At 46.7% G+C, this 18,954-nt stretch carries 18 protein-coding genes; 16 read left to right on the forward strand and 2 right to left on the reverse strand.

The genetic code is table 11. The features are described 5' to 3' along the window. Positions 1-588 precede the first annotated feature (588 nt). Entirely contained in the window at positions 589-2,109 is a 1,521-nt protein-coding gene (locus CSV74_RS11945; protein WP_099691822.1) for a succinyl-CoA:acetate CoA-transferase ScpC, read from the reverse strand. 421 nt (positions 2,110-2,530) lie between these two features. On the opposite strand from CSV74_RS11945, the gene CSV74_RS11950 reads away from it, so the two are divergent. The 11 genes from CSV74_RS11950 to CSV74_RS12000 are packed head-to-tail and all read left to right on the forward strand — an operon-like array spanning position 2,531 to position 14,975. Next, positions 2,531-6,205, forward strand: coding sequence for a nitrate reductase subunit alpha (locus CSV74_RS11950; RefSeq protein ID WP_099691823.1), 3,675 nt, complete (start codon positions 2,531-2,533; stop codon positions 6,203-6,205). Beyond that, positions 6,195-7,811, forward strand: coding sequence for a nitrate reductase subunit beta (gene narH, locus CSV74_RS11955; RefSeq protein WP_029053564.1), 1,617 nt, complete (start codon positions 6,195-6,197; stop codon positions 7,809-7,811). Before CSV74_RS11950 ends, narH begins: the two co-directional genes overlap by 11 nt. Beyond that, on the forward strand, positions 7,804-8,373 hold the full coding sequence (narJ, locus tag CSV74_RS11960; protein ID WP_099670226.1) for a nitrate reductase molybdenum cofactor assembly chaperone: 570 nt from the start codon (positions 7,804-7,806) through the stop codon (positions 8,371-8,373). The genes narH and narJ overlap by 8 nt, the downstream gene beginning before the upstream one ends. After that, a complete protein-coding gene (gene narI, locus CSV74_RS11965; RefSeq protein ID WP_099691824.1) occupies positions 8,366-9,061 on the forward strand; it encodes a respiratory nitrate reductase subunit gamma in 696 nt (231 codons plus the stop codon). The genes narJ and narI overlap by 8 nt, the downstream gene beginning before the upstream one ends. A gap of 29 nt (positions 9,062-9,090) precedes the next feature. Then, positions 9,091-9,567: a GAF domain-containing protein gene (locus tag CSV74_RS11970; protein WP_029053561.1), complete on the forward strand. Its 477-nt coding sequence runs from the start codon at positions 9,091-9,093 to the stop codon at positions 9,565-9,567. Further along, positions 9,551-10,633 carry a sensor histidine kinase gene (locus CSV74_RS11975; protein WP_099691825.1) on the forward strand — a complete coding sequence of 361 codons (1,083 nt, stop codon included), beginning with the start codon at positions 9,551-9,553 and terminating at the stop codon, positions 10,631-10,633. Before CSV74_RS11970 ends, CSV74_RS11975 begins: the two co-directional genes overlap by 17 nt. Continuing rightward, positions 10,614-11,264 carry a response regulator gene (locus CSV74_RS11980; RefSeq protein ID WP_099670229.1) on the forward strand — a complete coding sequence of 217 codons (651 nt, stop codon included), beginning with the start codon at positions 10,614-10,616 and terminating at the stop codon, positions 11,262-11,264. Before CSV74_RS11975 ends, CSV74_RS11980 begins: the two co-directional genes overlap by 20 nt. Before the next feature lie 15 nt (positions 11,265-11,279). Continuing rightward, complete coding sequence (locus tag CSV74_RS11985) at positions 11,280-11,813, forward strand: hemerythrin domain-containing protein (protein WP_099691826.1); 534 nt, start codon at positions 11,280-11,282, stop codon at positions 11,811-11,813. Positions 11,814-11,870: 57 nt separating this feature from the next. Beyond that, entirely contained in the window at positions 11,871-13,382 is a 1,512-nt protein-coding gene (locus CSV74_RS11990; RefSeq protein ID WP_099691827.1) for an MFS transporter, read from the forward strand. 42 nt (positions 13,383-13,424) lie between these two features. Continuing rightward, the gene (locus CSV74_RS11995; RefSeq protein WP_099691828.1) at positions 13,425-14,444 is read left to right on the forward strand and encodes a ThiF family adenylyltransferase; all 1,020 of its coding nucleotides are present in this window, start codon (positions 13,425-13,427) and stop codon (positions 14,442-14,444) included. A 12-nt stretch (positions 14,445-14,456) separates the two neighbouring features. Continuing rightward, positions 14,457-14,975: a MogA/MoaB family molybdenum cofactor biosynthesis protein gene (locus tag CSV74_RS12000; RefSeq protein WP_099691829.1), complete on the forward strand. Its 519-nt coding sequence runs from the start codon at positions 14,457-14,459 to the stop codon at positions 14,973-14,975. Between the two features lie 453 nt (positions 14,976-15,428). Here CSV74_RS12000 and moaC read toward each other — a convergent pair whose 3' ends face one another. Further along, entirely contained in the window at positions 15,429-15,920 is a 492-nt protein-coding gene (moaC, locus tag CSV74_RS12005) for a cyclic pyranopterin monophosphate synthase MoaC (RefSeq protein WP_099691830.1), read from the reverse strand. Positions 15,921-15,986: 66 nt separating this feature from the next. Here moaC and CSV74_RS12010 point away from each other — a divergent pair, with 66 nt between their 5' ends. Genes CSV74_RS12010 through mobA form a run of 5 tightly spaced genes read left to right on the forward strand, consistent with a single transcriptional unit; the run spans position 15,987 to position 18,949 of the window. After that, complete coding sequence (locus CSV74_RS12010) at positions 15,987-17,243, forward strand: molybdopterin molybdotransferase MoeA (protein WP_099691831.1); 1,257 nt, start codon at positions 15,987-15,989, stop codon at positions 17,241-17,243. Further along, on the forward strand, positions 17,240-17,710 hold the full coding sequence (gene mobB, locus CSV74_RS12015; RefSeq protein WP_158231794.1) for a molybdopterin-guanine dinucleotide biosynthesis protein B: 471 nt from the start codon (positions 17,240-17,242) through the stop codon (positions 17,708-17,710). Before CSV74_RS12010 ends, mobB begins: the two co-directional genes overlap by 4 nt. Further along, positions 17,707-18,153 (forward strand): molybdenum cofactor biosynthesis protein MoaE, encoded by a 447-nt coding sequence (locus tag CSV74_RS12020; RefSeq protein WP_099691833.1) that lies wholly within the window; start codon positions 17,707-17,709, stop codon positions 18,151-18,153. The genes mobB and CSV74_RS12020 overlap by 4 nt, the downstream gene beginning before the upstream one ends. Further along, positions 18,150-18,383 (forward strand): molybdopterin converting factor subunit 1, encoded by a 234-nt coding sequence (gene moaD / locus CSV74_RS12025; RefSeq protein ID WP_029053550.1) that lies wholly within the window; start codon positions 18,150-18,152, stop codon positions 18,381-18,383. Before CSV74_RS12020 ends, moaD begins: the two co-directional genes overlap by 4 nt. After that, on the forward strand, positions 18,380-18,949 hold the full coding sequence (mobA, locus tag CSV74_RS12030) for a molybdenum cofactor guanylyltransferase (RefSeq protein ID WP_099691834.1): 570 nt from the start codon (positions 18,380-18,382) through the stop codon (positions 18,947-18,949). The genes moaD and mobA overlap by 4 nt, the downstream gene beginning before the upstream one ends. The last annotated feature ends 5 nt before the right edge of the window (positions 18,950-18,954 follow it).

Genomic DNA, 18,954 nt, shown 5'->3' on the forward strand with positions numbered 1-18,954 from the left:
AGCGCTCATACTTCCACGTTATCCGCTCATACATCTTCCCAACCGCTCAATGAATCCCCGAGAGCGCTCTATCCATCCATTTATCCGCTCTATGAACTCTGGCATCCGCTCAATCTTCCTAGTTAACCGCTCAATGTCCATCATAGCGATCAGCTGTGTCCATCTTTGGACGTGAGCCGATCACACAACTGGCCAAGCGCTCATACTTCCACGTTATCCGCTCATACATCTTCCCAGCCGCTCAATGAATCCCCAAAAGCGCTCTATCCACCCATTTATCCGCTCACACAACTGGCCAAGCGCTCATACTTCCGCGTTATCCGCTCATACATCTTCCCAATCGCTCAATGAATCCCCGAAAGCGCTCTATCCATCCATGTATCCGCTCAATGAACTCTGCTATCCGCTCAATCCCCCCACAAAACCGCTCAATCCCCGCCAGAAAGCACCCACCTAACACCTCAATCAACATAGCCATCCCACACACACCAGCCTCACCAAACAAGAAACACAACAACACAACAACACAAAACAACACAAAAAAACCAAGCAGATCGAAGTCCGCTTGGTCATGTCATTCCTATAAAATTACTTCTGAGCTTCTGCAACCTTGTGCATAGTCTTGTTCTTCGCAAGATTCACGTGCCAAGATAGAGCCTCTTCCAAGATGTGTGGAGTTTGTCCGCCCACTTGTTCGCATGCTCTGTTGTAATAATCACGAAGTTCTTCCTTGAAATCAGGGTGAGCACAGTTCTCGATCAACAACTCAGCTTTTTGTCTTGGAGCCAAGCCGCGAAGATCCGCGTACCCTTGTTCTGTAACAATTACGTCTACGTCGTGCTCTGTGTGGTCCACGTGGGAAGAGAAAGGTACGATGGATGACACGTCTCCGCCTTTTGCGTAAGACTTCGTAACGAAAATTGCGATGCGCGCGTTACGAGCGAAGTCACCAGAACCCCCGATCCCGTTCATCATGCGTGTTCCGCTAACATGTGTAGAGTTCACGTTTCCGTAGATGTCCAGCTCAAGCGCTGTGTTGAATGAAATGATACCCAAACGACGGATGATTTCCGGGTGGTTTGAGATTTCTTGTGGACGGAATACAAGCTTATCACGGTATTTAGCGATATCATCTTCAAAGCTGTCCAAACGCTTTTTAGATAGAGTCAATGAAGTAGCAGAAGCGAATTTCACTACGCCATCATCGATCAAGTCGAAAATTGCGTCTTGAAGTACTTCAGAATATACTTCGATATCTTTAAATTCGGAATTTCTCATACCGTCAAGTACTGCGTTCGCAACTGAACCAACACCTGATTGAAGAGGCATTAGCGTTTCATCCATACGGCCCAATTTGATCTCGTCACGGAAGAAGTTCAACAAGTTGTTTGCAATCTCTTGTGTCTCTTCGTCTGGAGGAACGATAGGGGAAGGAATATCACCTTGCTCCGTAAGAACAATTCCGACAACCTTTTCAGGGTCTACTTTGATACCTGGTGTACCGATTTTATCTGTTGCACTATAAATAGGGATTTCTTTACGTTGGTTTTGAGCATCTGGGATATAGATGTCATGTAAGCCTTCAAACTCCATAGGCGCGTTGACGTTCAATTCGATGATGACATGCTTCGCTTCTTGAACGAAAATCGGAGAGTTACCAACAGAACCAGTCGGAATAATTGATCCGTCTTCTGTAATAGCTGCCGCTTCGATGATTGCATAGTCAACGGGTCCGATTACGCCTTGGCGAATCCATTCAGCTGTATGGGAAAGGTGCTGGTCGATGTAGAATGAGTCACCTGAGTTGATTTTGCCACGCATTGCTGGGTTGCCTTGGTAAGGAACGCGTAAATTGATTACGTCTGCATTGGCCATCAATTCATCAACGTTCGGGCCCATAGAAGCGCCAGTGAAAACGTTTACTTTGAAGTCCTCAGTTTTTCCTCGTTCTGCTAATGCCAATGGTACGGCTTTCGCGTCTCCGGACAAAGTAAATCCGCTCAGACCTAGAGACATTCCATCCTCGATCCAAGACGCTGCTTCTTCTGCTGTAACAATTTTGTCTTTCAGTGCTTCACAACGAAGTACCTTATTTAATTCGTTTGCCACGGTATCATCCACCTTACCTTTCATTTTGTATATAATTCTATCATTTATATAAATAAAATCAACTTAATATTATGAGAACTATACTAATTTTACCACTCATTCAAGAAAAACACTTAAAATTATGAAAATTACAGATCAAATGCATTAGCCGTCGTAGAATGTTTTCCCTTACACAGAAATTAAGACAAGGGATCTGTGAAATGAGAATAGGGAATTCCCCCATAGGAATTACTATAAAAACACCTATACTTGTATAATATAAAGATATTTTATGAGAGTCAGTCGAAAAGTCCTGTAATACACAGTAATTAATAGGGAATTCCCTTAGTTTAAATTCAGACTACTTCGTCTATTTGAGGGTAGAAGAGTAATAAGTCTGATTCATTTACTGCTACATTCTGAGAAGGAGTGGAAATGTTCGATGAAAAAGAGATTCGGATTGAATTATTTTAAACCCGTTGAGAGTTATTCTGGAAGTTGGTCAGTGTTAGAAGAGAAAAATCGTGACTGGGAAAACATGTACCGTCAGCGCTGGTCGCATGACAAAGTGGTGCGTACAACGCATGGCGTAAACTGTACAGGCTCTTGTAGCTGGAAGGTTTTCGTCAAGAACGGCATCATCACATGGGAAAATCAGCAAATCGATTATCCTTCCTGTGGTCCGGATATGCCTGAATTCGAACCGCGTGGTTGTCCACGTGGCGCATCATTTTCTTGGTATGAATACAGCCCATTGCGCGTGAAGTATCCTTATATACGCGGCAAACTGTGGCGCATGTGGAACGAAGCGCTGGAGGAAACGAAAGATCCTGTAAAAGCATGGACAGCGATTGTTGAAGATCCTGAGAAATCCAATGAATACAAAAAAGCCCGCGGTAAAGGCGGTCACGTTCGGATTCATTGGCGTGATGCGACGATGCTGATTGCGGCACAACTCATCTATACGGTACAAAAATACGGTCCGGATCGCGTGGCAGGATTCACACCGATTCCTGCGATGTCAATGGTCAGTTATGCATCGGGCGCGCGCTTCATTTCATTACTCGGCGGCGAAATGCTCAGTTTCTACGACTGGTATGCAGATCTACCGCCATCCTCTCCGCAAATCTGGGGTGAGCAGACGGACGTTCCGGAATCGAGTGACTGGTTCAACGCAGGCTATATCATTATGTGGGGCTCTAATGTTCCGCTTACACGGACGCCAGACGCGCACTTCATGACGGAAGTTCGCTATAAAGGGACGAAAGTTGTCTCGGTTGCACCGGATTATGCGGAAAGCGTAGTGCATGCCGACGATTGGATTGGAGCGAACCCAGGGACGGACGCGGCAGTTGCTCAAGCTATGACGCACGTTATTTTGGATGAATTCTATCAGAAACGCAAAGAACCGACATTTATGAAATATGCCAAACAATACACGGACATGCCGTTCTTGATTCTACTAGATCCGCATGAAGATTCGTATAAAGCCGGACGTTTCTTGCGTGCAAGCGATCTTGGACAGCAGTCGGCACACGCCGAATGGAAACCCGTACTATTTGATGAAGCGAGAGATGAAATCATAGTTCCAAACGGCACGATGGGGCAGCGCTGGGAAGAAGACGTCAAGTGGAATCTGCAACTAGAAAACGCGGATGGCACACGCGTTGAGCCCGCATTATCCATCGAAAAGCAAGCAGAGCAATGGCAAGAAATTCATTTCCCGTACTTCGATAACCGAGGAAATGGCACATTCAAGCGCCCGATTCCCGCGATGAAAGTACAGTTTGCAGACGGCACAGAGCGTTTAGTTGCGACAACGTATGATGTCATGCTGAGTCAGTACGGTGTCAACCGGATCGGCAGTGAGCTAGAGGCAACAGGTTATGACGATGTGACTTCTATCTATACACCGGCTTGGCAAGAAGCGATCACGAACGTTAAACCGGAACTCGTTACGCAAATCGCCATGGAGTTTGCACAAAACGCCATCGACACAGGCGGACGTTCAATGATTATTATGGGCGCAGGAATCAATCACTGGTTCAACAGTGATACGATCTACCGTGCGATTCTCAACCTCGTTACACTGACGGCTTCCCAAGGAGTGAACGGCGGAGGTTGGGCGCATTACGTAGGACAAGAGAAATGTCGTCCAATCGAAGGCTGGAGCACGATCGCCTTCGCGAAAGACTGGCAAGGTCCACCGCGTTTGCAAAACGCCACATCATTCTTCTACTTTGCGACGGATCAATGGAAGTACGAAGAAGCGGGGACAGATACACTTATGTCGCCACTTGGTGGAGAAGCAAGATACCAGCATCCGGCAGACTATAACGTCCTCGCGGCGCGACTTGGCTGGTTGCCATCTTATCCTCAGTTCAATAAAAATAGTTTATTGCTCGTGGAAGAAGCGGCGAAGCTTGGGAAGACGGATACAAAAGAAGTTGTTTCGCATGTCGTGGATCAATTGAAATCCGGTGAATTACAATTCGCAGCAGAAGATCCAGGAGCACCGGAAAATTTCCCGCGTTCATTATTTGTCTGGCGTTCGAATTTGATCTCCAGTTCTGCAAAAGGACAAGAGTACTTCATGCGACACTTACTCGGTGCTTCGGACGGCTTGCTTGCGACACCGAACGAAGATATGAAACCGAAAGAAATGGTCTGGCGCGATGATGTGGAAGGCAAGCTCGATCTATTAGTAGCGCTCGATTTCCGTATGACCGCGACGCCACTTTATGCAGATCTCGTGCTCCCAGCTGCGACATGGTATGAAAAAGTGGATTTATCTTCAACAGATATGCATCCATTTGTCCATCCATTTAATCCGGCAGTTAACCCATTATGGGAATCCAAATCGGACTGGGACATTTATCGCGAAATCGCAAAAACGTTCTCGACACTTGCGGAAACGCATTTGCCAGGCGTCTATAAAGACTTAGTCACATCTCCGTTAGCGCATGACTCGGTTCAGGAAATTGCTCAGCCGATGGGCGAGGTGCATGACTGGAGTAAAGGTGAAATCGAAGCCATTCCGGGCAAAACGATGCCAGGTATGACAATCGTGGAGCGCGACTTTACGAAAATTTATGATAAATACATTACGCTCGGACCTTTATTATCCACAGGAAAAACGGGCGCACACGGTGTCAGTTTCTCAGTAGCGGACGAATATGAAATGATGAAAGGGATCAACGGTATTTATGAGGACGATACCGTGAAAGACGGCTTGCCTAAATTGTACACAGCGAAACACGCAGCAGAAGCGATGTTAACACTGTCTTCCGCAACAAACGGCCGCGTGTCACAACGTGCATTTGAAGCAGCGGAGCAAGACACGGGCGTCGAATTGAAAGATATATCGGCAGACCGCGCAGCCGAGCGCTTCACATTCGCAGGGATTACCGCGCAACCGCGTGAAGTCATTCCAACACCGGTCTTCAGTGGTTCGAATAAACTCGGCCGACGCTACTCGCCATTTACGACAAACATCGAACGTCTCGTGCCATTCCGAACATTGACGGGCAGGCAGCATTTCTACGTCGATCACGAATTATTCCTTGGGTTCGGCGAAGCATTGCCGGTCTATAAACCAACGCTTCCGCCATTTGTTTTCGCGGATCGCGATGCAGAAGTTAAAGGCGGACAAGATGCACTCGTTCTTCGCTATTTAACGCCCCACGGCAAATGGAATATTCACTCGACATACCAAGACAACCAGCACATGCTGACGTTATTCCGTGGCGGTCCGACTGTATGGCTATCGAATCTCGATGCGGAAGAACACGGAATCGACGACAATGCTTGGCTCGAAGTGTATAACCGAAACGGGGTCGTCAATGCACGTGCCGTTGTCAGTCACAGAATGCCTAAAGGTACAATGTTTATGTACCACGCACAGGATAAGCATATTCAGATGCCAGGTTCGGAAATCACCGAGCAACGCGGAGGAAGCCATAATGCACCGACGCGAATTCACATGAAGCCGACTCAAATGGTAGGCGGCTATGCCCAGCTCAGTTATGGATTCAACTACTACGGACCGATCGGTAACCAACGTGATGTCTACGTCGCAGTCCGTAAGATGAAGGAGGTCAACTGGCTTGAAAATTAAAGCGCAAGTTGCAATGGTAATGAACTTAGACAAGTGTATTGGGTGTCATACGTGTAGTGTGACGTGTAAAACGACATGGACGAACCGCGAAGGTGCCGAGTATATGTGGTTCAATAACGTAGAAACGAAACCGGGGATTGGGTACCCGAAACGCTGGGAAGACCAAGAACTCTACAAGGGTGGCTGGCAGTTGCGAAAGGGTAAGTTGGAATTGAAGTCTGGTTCTAAGCTGTCGAAAGTCGCACTCGGTAAAATCTTCTATAATCCGGATATGCCTGAAATGAAAGATTACTATGAGCCATGGACGTACGACTATGAAAAACTGACGTCCGCACCGGATCAAGAACATACGCCGGTTGCACGTGCAAAGTCTGTAGTCACAGGCGAATACATGGATCCAGAGTGGGGGCCGAACTGGGAAGATCAGTTAGCTGGTGCACATATTACAGGACCCACAGACCCGAATATTGAGAAAATCGAAGAAGAAATCAAATTCAACTTTGAACAAGCGTTCATGATGTACTTGCCGCGACTATGTGAACACTGCTTGAACCCGAGCTGTGTAGCCTCTTGTCCGTCAGGCGCCATGTACAAGCGTGACGAAGATGGAATCGTTCTTGTCGACCAAGAAGCATGTCGCGGATGGCGTTACTGCATGACGGGTTGTCCGTACAAGAAAGTGTACTTCAACTGGAAAACGAATAAAGCGGAAAAATGTACATTCTGTTTTCCGCGCGTGGAATCCGGTTTGCCGACAGTTTGTTCCGAGACATGCACAGGTCGAATCCGCTACCTAGGTGTCTTGCTTTACGATGCAGACCGCGTGCAAGAAGCCGCATCTACACCCGATCCGAAAGACTTGTACCAAGCACAATGCGATTTGTTCCTAGATCCACATGATCCGGAAATTATCGAACAAGCAATCAAAGATGGTATTTCTGAAGACTGGATCGAAGCAGCACAAAATTCACCGGTGTATAAGTTAGCGATTGAGTATAAACTGGCCTTCCCATTGCACCCGGAATACCGGACATTGCCAATGGTATGGTACGTTCCGCCACTTAGCCCGATCATGAATTACTTTGAAGGAAAAGATTCCATCAAAAATCCGGACATGATTTTCCCGGCTATTGAAGAAATGCGGATTCCGCTTCAGTATTTAGCCAATATGCTGACCGCTGGAGACGTGGATATCGTCAAGGGAGGCTTGCAACGTATGGCGATGATGCGTTCATATATGCGTGCGGTTTCTTCAGGCAAGGACTTCGACGAATCCAAACTAGAGCGTGTCGGATTGACAGCGAAACAGACAAAGCAGATGTATCGTTTGCTTGCTATTGCCAAATACGAAGATCGTTTCGTGATCCCGACATCTCATAAGGAAAGTCAGATGAACGTCTACCGCTCACAAGGTTCAGCAGGTTATGACGGCATGGGCACATACGGCGAACAAGCACCAGCCCAAAATCCGTATTCTTCATTCTCCGTAATGGGATCGGACGGAGGGTGTGATGGTTGTGGACCTGTGACGCCGGGAGCAGCTCCAGTGAAAACGGGCAAGCAAATCTACGAAGAGAATTTCTATGGGGGGATCTGGCGTGATTAATCTCGATCTCTTATATGAAAAGAAGCATATCTTCGGCTTTTTCTCCCATCAACTGAACTACCCGGAAAAGCTGACATTCCATCCAGATATGTGGAATGAGTATGTAACAGAAGATGCTGCAGGTTATGAAGACCTGCAGCTGTATTGGCAAACGATGCAAACGTACAGTTTGGATGAAATACAAGAGATGTACACCTACACATTCGATTTCCAAAAAGACGCTACGTTGTTCATGACCTATGTGAAGTTTGCGGACTCGAAAGAGCGTGGTCAGACGCTAGCGCAGTTAAAAGTGTTATACGAAATGTTCGGGCTCGAAATGCCGGATGAAGAACTATCTGACTTGCTTCCGTTAATGTGTGAGTTTATTTATGCAGCTGAATGGAAGGGAGATCCGCGAGCGCAACAGAGCTTTTCAATGTTGCTCGCAGTCATCGAGGACGGTTCGTACTTTCTAATGAAAGCACTTGAAAAGTATGAAAGTCCATGGCTGCATTTGATCCGTGCACTGCGTGAAACATGTAAATCATGTATTCAACGGGAGGTTTCCGCTAATGACTAGTCAATTTCTATGGGTCATTTTTCCTTACATCTGTATCGCAGTATTTATTGTAGGACATATTTTCCGCTATAAGAGCGATCAATTCGGTTGGACGGCAAAGTCGAGTGAGTTTATTGAAAAGAAGCAATTGATGATTGGGAGTTTGTTGTTCCATCTCGGAATCTTCCCTGTGATTTTAGGTCATGTGGCGGGACTCGGAATTCCGAAAGAGTGGACGCGGGCAATGGGTATTAGCGATCACATGTACCACATCGGCGCCGTGTGGGGTGGCGGATTCTTTGGTGTGATGACGCTAGCTGGAATGATTATCCTGACGTCACGTCGTTTCACAAAGAAAAATGTTCGCAAGTTATCTTCTAGATCGGATTTAATCGTCAATACCTTTTTGCTGTTTATCGTGTTCATTGGTGTATACAGCTCATTGATCACGAACACGATGACGCCAGGATTCGATTACCGTGATACGATTTCGGTCTGGTTCAGATCCTTGCTACTTTTCCAACCGGAAGCTGCCTATATGGCATCTGTTCCAATTGCATTCAAGCTTCATGTTGTAACTGGCTTCCTGATTTTCGCAATGTGGCCATTTACGCGACTCGTTCACGTCTGGAGTGTGCCATTGAATTATGTAGGTAGAAGTTATATCCTATATAGAAAACATCAGCCCACCAAACAATCACCTCGGTAAGCGAATGATGAATAATAGGAGATTAAGCTATGACGGGACAAGCAAATAGTAATTTCCAACTGGCGATCGACAATTTGAAAGAAACGCTTCATGCGGATTTCATTGGCTTAGCGTTAGTGGATTTGAAGAAATATCATCACGACTTTAGATGGCGATATGTAACGGGGAATATAAGTTTACGCTATCGTAGAATCGTCCTTCAATCAGGAAAAGGTGTGGCAGGAATTGTTTTCAAGACAGGAAAGCCAATGAATATCGAGAACGTAGACGTAAGTGTGATGGATGGAGATCTCTATAACTATCCAATTGTCGTATTTGAAAAGCTGAGAAGTTTTGGTGCGATACCATTATTCCTTGATGATCATGTGCAAGGCGTGCTTTTGATTGGCTATCGTGAAGCGAACCGGTTAACGGCTGACAAGTTTGAGCAATTCAAGCATGCGGTAGGACCTCAATTCGGACCGTTTCACATGAAGGAGCGATTGAAAGATGACTTTATTGGATAATGACCAACTAACGACTATGCTGCACAAACTATATGATCGTACGACAGAAGCGATGTTCTTTTTCGGCGCGAACGGCGAGATTCTATCGATGAATGAAGCGGCGAAAGAAATTATAGAACCCGCGCTCTATGAAAAGATGTTGCAAGGCGAGGCTGACGCGATGTGTCTCACATGCCGCGGCTTCACGAGTGAAGATGAACAGATGACGTGTGTCTCGTGTTTCATGGAGAAACCACAACAAACCTTATCTTCATTCCAACTCTATTTGGAGACGAAAGATCTTGGCTTGCAACCATACAGCGCAACGTATCAGGTGTTGGATAAAGACAACCACGTGTCCATGTTGATGTTGCGTAATTTAACACGGCAAACCGAGACGTCCGAAATTCTCCACCAAAAATTGCGCATGCAACAAGTCATTTTGGCGCAGGAAAATGAACGCAAACGAATTTCACGCGAGTTGCATGACAGTGTAGCGCAGGAGATGCTCAGTTCACTCGTCGATTTGCGCGTATTGAAATATATGGGTATGACTGATAAGGCGCTTGAGAAGTTGCGTCAAACGGAAGGTTCGTTGATGCGCTTACTTGATGAGATCCGTCATCTATCTGTCGAACTGCGACCGGCTGTACTCGATGATTTTGGATTGGAAGCCGCATTCCGAACGCACATCAAGAATTTAGAAAAGAATTATGGACTGTATGTTCATTTCGAATCCGATTTGAGGGAACGCCGTTATGAAGGCGCGATTGAAACGGTTGCGTATCGTATCGGCCAGGAAGCGATTCTCAACTCCATGAAATATGCCCAAGTAGAAGATGTCTTTTTAACGTTGAGCGAAGTCGATGGCCAGCTGCAAATAAAAGTATTCGATGAAGGTGTTGGCTTTGATGTCAATGACTTCACACCGCAAGGCACGGGCCTCGGTCTCTATGGTATGAAAGAACGGGTGGAACTAGTAGGTGGTAATTTGGCGATCAATTCTAGTCGGCAAGAAGGCACGACAGTCCAAGCAACTATTCCACTGAAGAAGGAGAGAGCAACAAGTGAAAATCATAATAGCTGATGATCATGCAGTCGTCCGCACAGGATTCATGCATATATTGAATTTCCAAGACGATATGGAAGTCGTAGCAACGGCGGCAGATGGACTGGAAGCGTATGAACTAGTTGCGAAGCACAGACCGGATATTATTTTACTGGATCTTAGCATGCCTCCTGGCCAAAGTGGATTGATTACGACAGGCAAAATTCATGAAGATTTCCCAGAAACAAAAATCGTCATTTTAACGATGTACGATGACGAGGAGTATATGTTTCATGTGCTAAAAAACGGTGCAGCGGGTTATATTTTGAAAAATGCTCCTGATGAAGAATTGCTACACGCCATTCGTGAAGTATACGACGGCGGGACGTATGTTCACCCGTCCATGGCTACGTCGCTTGTCAGGGAGTTTGTGAAGAAAGGAACGAAAGAGGCAGATGAAGATGATCCGTTCAAGATTTTATCTAAACGCGAAATCGAGATTCTGCCGCTTGTTGCTAAAGGTTACGGTAATAAGGAAATTGCAGAAATGCTTTATATTTCCGTCAAGACTGTAGAAGCGCATAAAGCGAAAATGATGGACAAGTTGCAATTGAAGAGTCGTCCGGAACTCGTCGAATACGCGCTGCGGAAGAAATTTTTAAATTTCTAAATGAAGGGGTGAAGGATGTTGGTCAATACAGGACTTACGCATACGCTACCTGCATTACGCGTGCTCGAAAATGAACATCGTTTCCTGACATCTTTAATGGAGCAGTGGCATGCGATCGTACTGGATTTTGAGAATGATAGATTCACGCGTGACGAAGGCCTCGAAGCGCTCAAGCGATTGCGCATGCTAGTCGTCGAATTCATTGATCCGCTAAAGAATCATACGGAAAAGGAAGAAGCATTCCTGTTTCCAATGCTCGCGAAATATGTGGGCAGTGATCAAGGACCGGTTCAAGCTGTGCAAGAAGAACACGACGAGATCGATGCGTTTATCGGACATTTCCTTCATCACACAAGAGGGGATCTATCGGAATTTACACTCGCTATGATGCAAGATGTTGTAAAAGACGCAGGCGAGGCGTTTGAAGTGATCATGATTCACTTTGTAAAAGAAGAAAACGTCATTTTTCCAATGGTTCTATCGGTCTTACTTGCAAAAGAGCAAGATGAATTATTCGACCAATTGTACACGTCAATTCTACCGGATTAACAAACAATGAAAGAAATGGGTTAGCATTGCTACTAATTTCAGATTGGATGGATTCCTATGACACAAAAGATTCAGTTGCCTCTACAAACGGCAAATCTAGTTGTCGGCTTCATGGTGTGGGTCTTGATTTCTTCCTTGCTACCATTTATAAGCGAAGATATCAACATTCCACCAGAGCGTGTGGCCATCATTACAGCAATCCCTGTAGTACTCGGTTCAATTTTGCGAATTCCACTCGGCTACTACGCCAATGTCTATGGCGCACGTATGATGTTTTTCATCAGTTTCATCGTATTGCTATTTCCTGTCTACTACATAAGTGAAACATCAACAGTGACAGGGCTTTTGATCGGCGGTACGTTACTTGGGATAGGGGGCGCGATTTTCTCTGTTGGTGTTACGTCGCTACCGAAGTATTATCCTAAAGAAAAGCACGGACTGGTCAATGGTATTTACGGAATGGGGAACATCGGGACAGCAATTACGACGTTTGCAGCACCCGTACTCGCTATGAAGTTTGGTTGGTCGTTGACTGTCAAAATGTACTTAATTTTACTGCTTGCGTTCATCGCAATGAACTTCTTCTTCGGTGACCGTAAAGAAGTAAAAGTGAAAGCACCCATTGTAGAGCAAATTAAAGGCGTTTATAAGAATGAGAAACTTTGGTTCTTCTCGTTGTTTTATTTCATCACATTCGGTTCATTCGTTGCGTTTACCGTGTTCTTGCCGAGTTTTCTCGTCAATTACTTTGAACTTGAAAAGGTCGACGCAGGACTTCGTACAGCCGGCTTCATCGTCGTCGCGACGTTATTGCGTCCAGTCGGTGGTTGGTTAGGCGATAAATTCCAGCCGTTATTCTTATTAATGGGTTGTTTCGCAGGTTTGACAATTTCGTCCATCGTCCTGGCATTTTCACCGGGTATCGAACTGTACACAGTCGGCAGTATTATGATTGCAGCAGCTGCGGGACTCGGAAATGGTGTTATTTTTAAACTAGTACCGATGTATTTCAGTAAGCAAGCAGGTACAGTGAACGGAATTGTATCGATGATGGGTGGTCTTGGTGGATTTTTCCCTCCATTATTACTCGCAACGATCTTCTCCATGACAGGTTCTTATTCAATTGGCTTCATGGCGTTTTCACAAGTATCATTAGTCAGTCTTGTGTTGGCTTTCTGGCTCTACTATATGGATCGTACGAGCTTGTCTAAAGAAGTATTTGATTCGACTGGGCAAGGTATTCTCGTGACCAATTCAAAGGGGCTTATTGTTTCCGTCAATCCGGCATTTACGAAACTAACAGGTTATAGTGAAGAGGAAGTGCTCGGTAAGAGCCCGAACATCTTAAGTTCTGGAAGGCATGACCGAGATTACTATAACGACATGTGGCGCACTATTAATGAACAAGGTGAATGGCAAGGTGAAATCTGGAATAGGAAAAAGAACGGCGAAGAGTATCTGGAGTTCCTTTCCATCAGTTCAGTAAAAGATGGAACAGGCGAAGTCGTTCGCTATGTTGGTTCATTCAGTGATATTAGTCCAGACGTAAACGTAGGCAATCGGTCTTAACCGATTGCCTCGCTTGTGGTTTAATGAAAGGAAGTAGATCCAGTGGAGAATCGTTATTCAAGGCAAACATTATTTCAACCTATTGGCACGTTGGGACAGCGGCAACTATCAAACGCACATGCGGTAATCATAGGCTGTGGCGCACTCGGTTCTTCGATTTCCGAGACGCTCGTACGCGCGGGAATCGGCAAAATAACGCTCGCAGACCGCGATTATGTTGAAGCATCCAATTTGCAGAGGCAACAATTATTTGTCGAAGCAGATGCGAAAAATAGTGTGCCAAAAGTGGTGGCAGCAGCGCGCCGCTTGCATGCTATTCGTGAAGACGTAGACATTACGACGGTGCTCGATCATATCGACGGACCACTACTTGAAGAAATTGCGGTCGGTGCGGATATTTTACTCGACGCAACTGATAATTTCGAGACGCGTTTGCTGATCAATGACGTCGCATGGAAACTGAATATCCCTTGGGTCTACGGCGCAGTCGTGAGCAGTTCAGGCAGCGTCTTTCCTTTCATTCCAAGCAAGACACCATGTTTCCGCTGTCTACTACCGGTCATGCCGGCAGTCAATGAAACATGTGATACAGTAGGGGTAATTGCGCCCGCTGTACAGATTTCGGCTGCGCATCAAAGTGCGGAAGCGATGAAATGGCTAACAGGGAATGAAGAGGCCATGCGCACAAAACTTCTGCATTTTGATGTGTGGAATAATACATCAGTGGAAGCAGGAATTAGTCGGATGAAGAACCCGCAATGCGAAACATGTGGTGAACATCCGACGTACCCTGCGTTGCATCAATCGGCGGGAACGCAATACGCTGTGCTATGCGGACGCGATACAGTGCAGATTATACCGGATGCGGGACGTAAATTGACGGTGGTAGACGGTGTGAAAGTCGCGCAACAACTAGGATCGAAATACCGAGAGACACCGTTTTTCGTAGAGTTTCTAGCGGAAGGCTATCGCTGTATTTTATTCGGCAATGGCCGACTATTGATTCATGGACTGAAAGACATGCGAAAAGGACGAAAAATCTATCATTCATTATTCGGCTAGGAGGAATAGCTAATGGAAGAGGCTCATTTACCACAGAAAGCGCGAGACAAATCGATTGCGGTCGCTGTGCTGACCATCAGTGATACGCGGACGAAAGCAGATGACAAGAGCGGCAAGGTGATTTGCGACAAGCTGGTCGAAGCTGGCCATACTGTGAAGGCGTATGAAATTTGCTCGGATGAAGCGGCACACATTGTAGAGCGGCTGTCCGCTTGGTCGTCCGATTCATCCATTCAGGCTATGATTTTCACAGGCGGAACGGGGATTGGCGCACGGGATATTACAGTGGAAACCGTGTCACCTTATTTCACGAAGCCGTTAGACGGTTTTGGCGAACTGTTTCGCTTTTTGAGTTATACCGAAGACGTGGGATCGAAAGCATTGCTCAGTCGCGCGGCGGCAGGTGGAGTTGGCTTACAGGCCGTGTTTTTATTGCCGGGCTCTTCGAAGGCCGTGACGCTGGCGATGGATAAGCTGATCGTGCCGGAGTTGCCACATATTGTGCATGAGTTGGGGAAGCATTTGGAGTGAGGGTATGAGCGGTTGTGTCGGTTGATAGAGCGGTTGGCGTGGGGGAATGAGCGGCTACGTGTGTTGATAGAGCGGTTGGCGTGGGAGTATGAGCGCTTACGCGTGCTGATAGAGCGGATAGCTTGAAAGTATGAGCGGCTACGCGTACTGATAGAGCGGTTGGCGTGAAAGTATGAGCGGCTGCGCGGTTTGATAGAGCGGTTGACGTGGGGGTATGAGCGTTTACGCGTGTTGAGCGGTTGGCGTGAAAGTATGAGCGTTTACGCGTGCTGATAGAGCGGATAGCATGAAAGCATGAGCGCTTACGCGGCCTAATAGAGCGCCTAGCATGAAAGTATGAGCGGATACGCAGCCCAATAGAGCGCTCAAGCGACTTCATTGAGCGCCACACCACGCCGCCCCAGCACCGTCGCTACCAAAGCCACCAAACCCAATCAAAAAAACGCGCGACAGTTAGTCCGCGCGTTGATAATCTCCATTCTTTCCACCTGATTTATGCTGTAGCATCGTCGGTCCGATGACCATATCTTTGCCGGCAGCTTTACACATATCGTAAATTGTCAATGCGGCGGCAGAAGCGGCAGTCAAGGCTTCCATTTCGACGCCGGTTACGCCTTTCGTTTTGACTTCGGCTTGGATGAACACGTTATAATGGGAAGATTCTTCATCGATGTCCCAATCAAATCGGACATCAACACCCGTTAAAGGGAGTGGATGGCACATTGGAATGATAGTGGACGTATTTTTCGCGGCCATAATGGCGGCGACTTGCGCGACGGCGAAGACGTCTCCTTTTTTATTTGTGCCATGCGTGATTTGCTCGTGAACCGATTGGTTGACGAGGATGGACGATGTTGCGATTGCTGTACGTAGGGTAGTTTCTTTTTCGGACACGTCGACCATTTTGGCACGACCTTGTTCATTGAAGTGTGTAAGTTCGGACATGATGATCACCCTTTCGTTTCATTTCATTGTACTAGTTAGTATAACAAAAGAAAGTAGGAGATGTACGTGGTAGAAATTCGAAAACCGATTCAAGTGGCGGAAGCTGTAGAGCGTGTGATGAAACATGTACATAAGCTTCAGACGGAAGTTCTTCCGTTAGAAGATACATATGGTCGAGTGCTGGCAGAGCCGATCGTAGCGAAGCATGATGTGCCGCCTTTTGATCGTTCACCGTATGATGGATTTGCGATCCGTGCGGAAGATTCGACGGGTGCTTCGGGTGATACAAGAAAAGCCTTCCGTGTGATTGGGGAAATTGGTGCAGGGCATGTAGCGGATCGTCCGATTGAGTCAGGCGAATCGTTTCGTATCATGACGGGTGCATTGATTCCGGAACAGGCAGACGCAGTCGTCATGTTGGAGCAAACGGTGGAAAACGACGATGGATTTACGCTGCGAAAGTCATTTGAAGCGGGCGAAAATATTTCGCGTCAAGGAGAAGATGCCAAACAAGGCGAGATATTGATCGAAGCAGGAACAATTATTCATCCAGGAACAATTGCGCTACTTGCGACATTTGGCTATGCGGAAGTGCGTGTCGCGAAACGGCCGATTGCTGGGGTGCTGTCGACAGGAACTGAATTGCTAGATGTCGCTGATGAACTTGAGCCAGGAAAGATTCGCAATTCAAATGGGCCGATGATTCGTGCGCAGTTGAAGCGAATGGGGATTACATATACGTCGTACGGCATGATGGAAGACGATTTGGATGCATGTACTGAAATCGTCGAGAAAGCACTTCAAGAGACAGACTTACTTATTACGACGGGCGGTGTGTCAGTTGGGGATTATGATTATCTGCCGGTAATCTATGAACGTCTCGGTGCGGAAGTATTGTTCAATAAAGTGGCGATGCGTCCGGGCAGTGTGACGACGGTGGCGGTTTTAGGGGATAAATTATTATTCGGTCTATCAGGTAATCCTTCTGCTTGCTTCACAGGATTTGAATTGTTCGCGCGTCCTGCCATTTACTCGATGATGGGCTGTACAGCGCCTTATATGCCGCGGATTCAAGCGGTTCTGGGTGAAGATTTCAAGAAAGCGAACCCGTTCACGCGTTTCGTTCGTGCTAGCTGGTCGATGACAAATGAAGGCATCGTTGCAACCCCTGCAGGTTTCAATAAATCTAGCGCCGTGTCTTCTATTGCGCGGGGTAACTGTATCATCGTCTTGCCAAGCGGAACGCGCGGCTTTGAAAAAGGGATGGTAGTAGACGTATTATTGCTAGGAACGGAACAAGGTGTGGAGCGTTGGGAACTGTGAAGACACTACATGTCGTTGGCTTCAAGAACAGTGGGAAAACGACGCTTGTTTCGCATTGGATTACCGTGCTGAAACGTCTTGGTTGCGAAGTTGCCGTGCTGAAACATCATGGGCATGGTGGCGCGCCTGAACTGCCGCCAGCACATACCGATACGGTGCAATTTTTAGAATTTGGAGCTGTCTCTACTCTTGTGGCAGGCGGCGATATGATACAATTGATACAAAATAGAGAACATTCATTTGAACAACTAAAGGCATTGGCGGCTTCTAGTGAGCCAGATGTTTTATTAATAGAAGGATATAAACAAGAAGCTGGTGAAAAAGTAGTTCTCATCCGAAATGAAGAGGAACGGCAAGAGTTGGAGTTGTTGCCTGGAATCATTCAGACGGTGAAAACAGCCGAACTGTTCGAAGACATCACACGACTCGACGACTGGCTGCAAGAATGGATGGAGGCGAGACAATGAAACGATATGAAATCATAGACACGCCGATTGATGTGCAGAGATACAGTGATCTGGTCTTGCATCCGGCAGCGGGTGCAGTGACGGTATTCACGGGACATGTACGCGAGTGGACGCATGGTGTTCGCACATTGTATCTCGCGTATGAAGCATACGTACCGATGGCGGAAAAGAAGCTCGCTGAAATCGGTGCCGAGATGGAAGCGAAGTGGCCGGGAGTTCAGGTCGCTATGGCGCATCGAATTGGTGAGTTGAAAATATCGGACATTGCTGTAGTGATTGCGGTATCGTCACCTCACAGAAAAGAAGCGTATGAGGCGAATGAATATGCGATCGAGCGTATTAAAGAAGTCGTACCGATTTGGAAAAAAGAAATCTGGGAAGATGGCGAAGAATGGATCGGTGCACAGAAGAAATATCCAGAGAAAGGGAGCGAATCACAATGATTACAGTTCATTACTTTGCAAGGCTACGGGAGTTGACGGGTAAAGGTGAAGAGTCTTTGGATCGTGCGCCTTTGACGGTGGAAGAATTGCTGAACTGGGCGGAAGAGACGTATCCGGGTTTCGGTAAAGAGACGATCCATGTGGCGGTGAATGAAGAGTATGCCTTAAAAGATGATGTCATACAAGCAGGGGATGTCTGCGCGTTCATTCCACCAGTGAGCGGCGGATGAAGACGGTCGGTGTGTTACTGGCAGGCGGACAATCGCGACGTTTCGGCTCACCGAAAGCATTTGCGACGCATGAAGGTCACTCGTTCTATCATTATTCATTAGAAGCATTGCGACCGATTTGCGATGAGATAATCGTCGTGACGCGTCCTGAATTTCAAGAACAGTTTCCGGACAGCGTTCATGTGACGACGGATCTTGCGTCGTATGCGGGAATGGGTCCTCTTGCAGGGATTTTATCCGCAATGGAATTAATGGAAGCAGACCGCTACGTCGTGTTGCCTTGTGACATGCCGTTTATAGAAGCGGATATCATGGAAAGATTGCTTGAATTGCATGATGGAGATATTTCATCTGTCACGGTAGAAGGCAAGCGTCATCCACTCGTTTCGGTTTGGAATGCGACCGTCAAACCGACGATCAAACAAGCGTTACGCGATGGCAATCGTCGGGTGATGCATGTGCAAGGCCAACATGAGGGTCAGTGGATTGAAGGCGCTTTATTAACCGATACATTTGAAATAGCTTTTAAAAATGTCAACACGCCATGTGAACTGGAAAGGGGTTGAAGAAG

The organism is Sporosarcina sp. P19 (assembly GCF_002743165.1).
GTDB lineage: Bacteria > Bacillota > Bacilli > Bacillales_A > Planococcaceae > Sporosarcina > Sporosarcina ureae.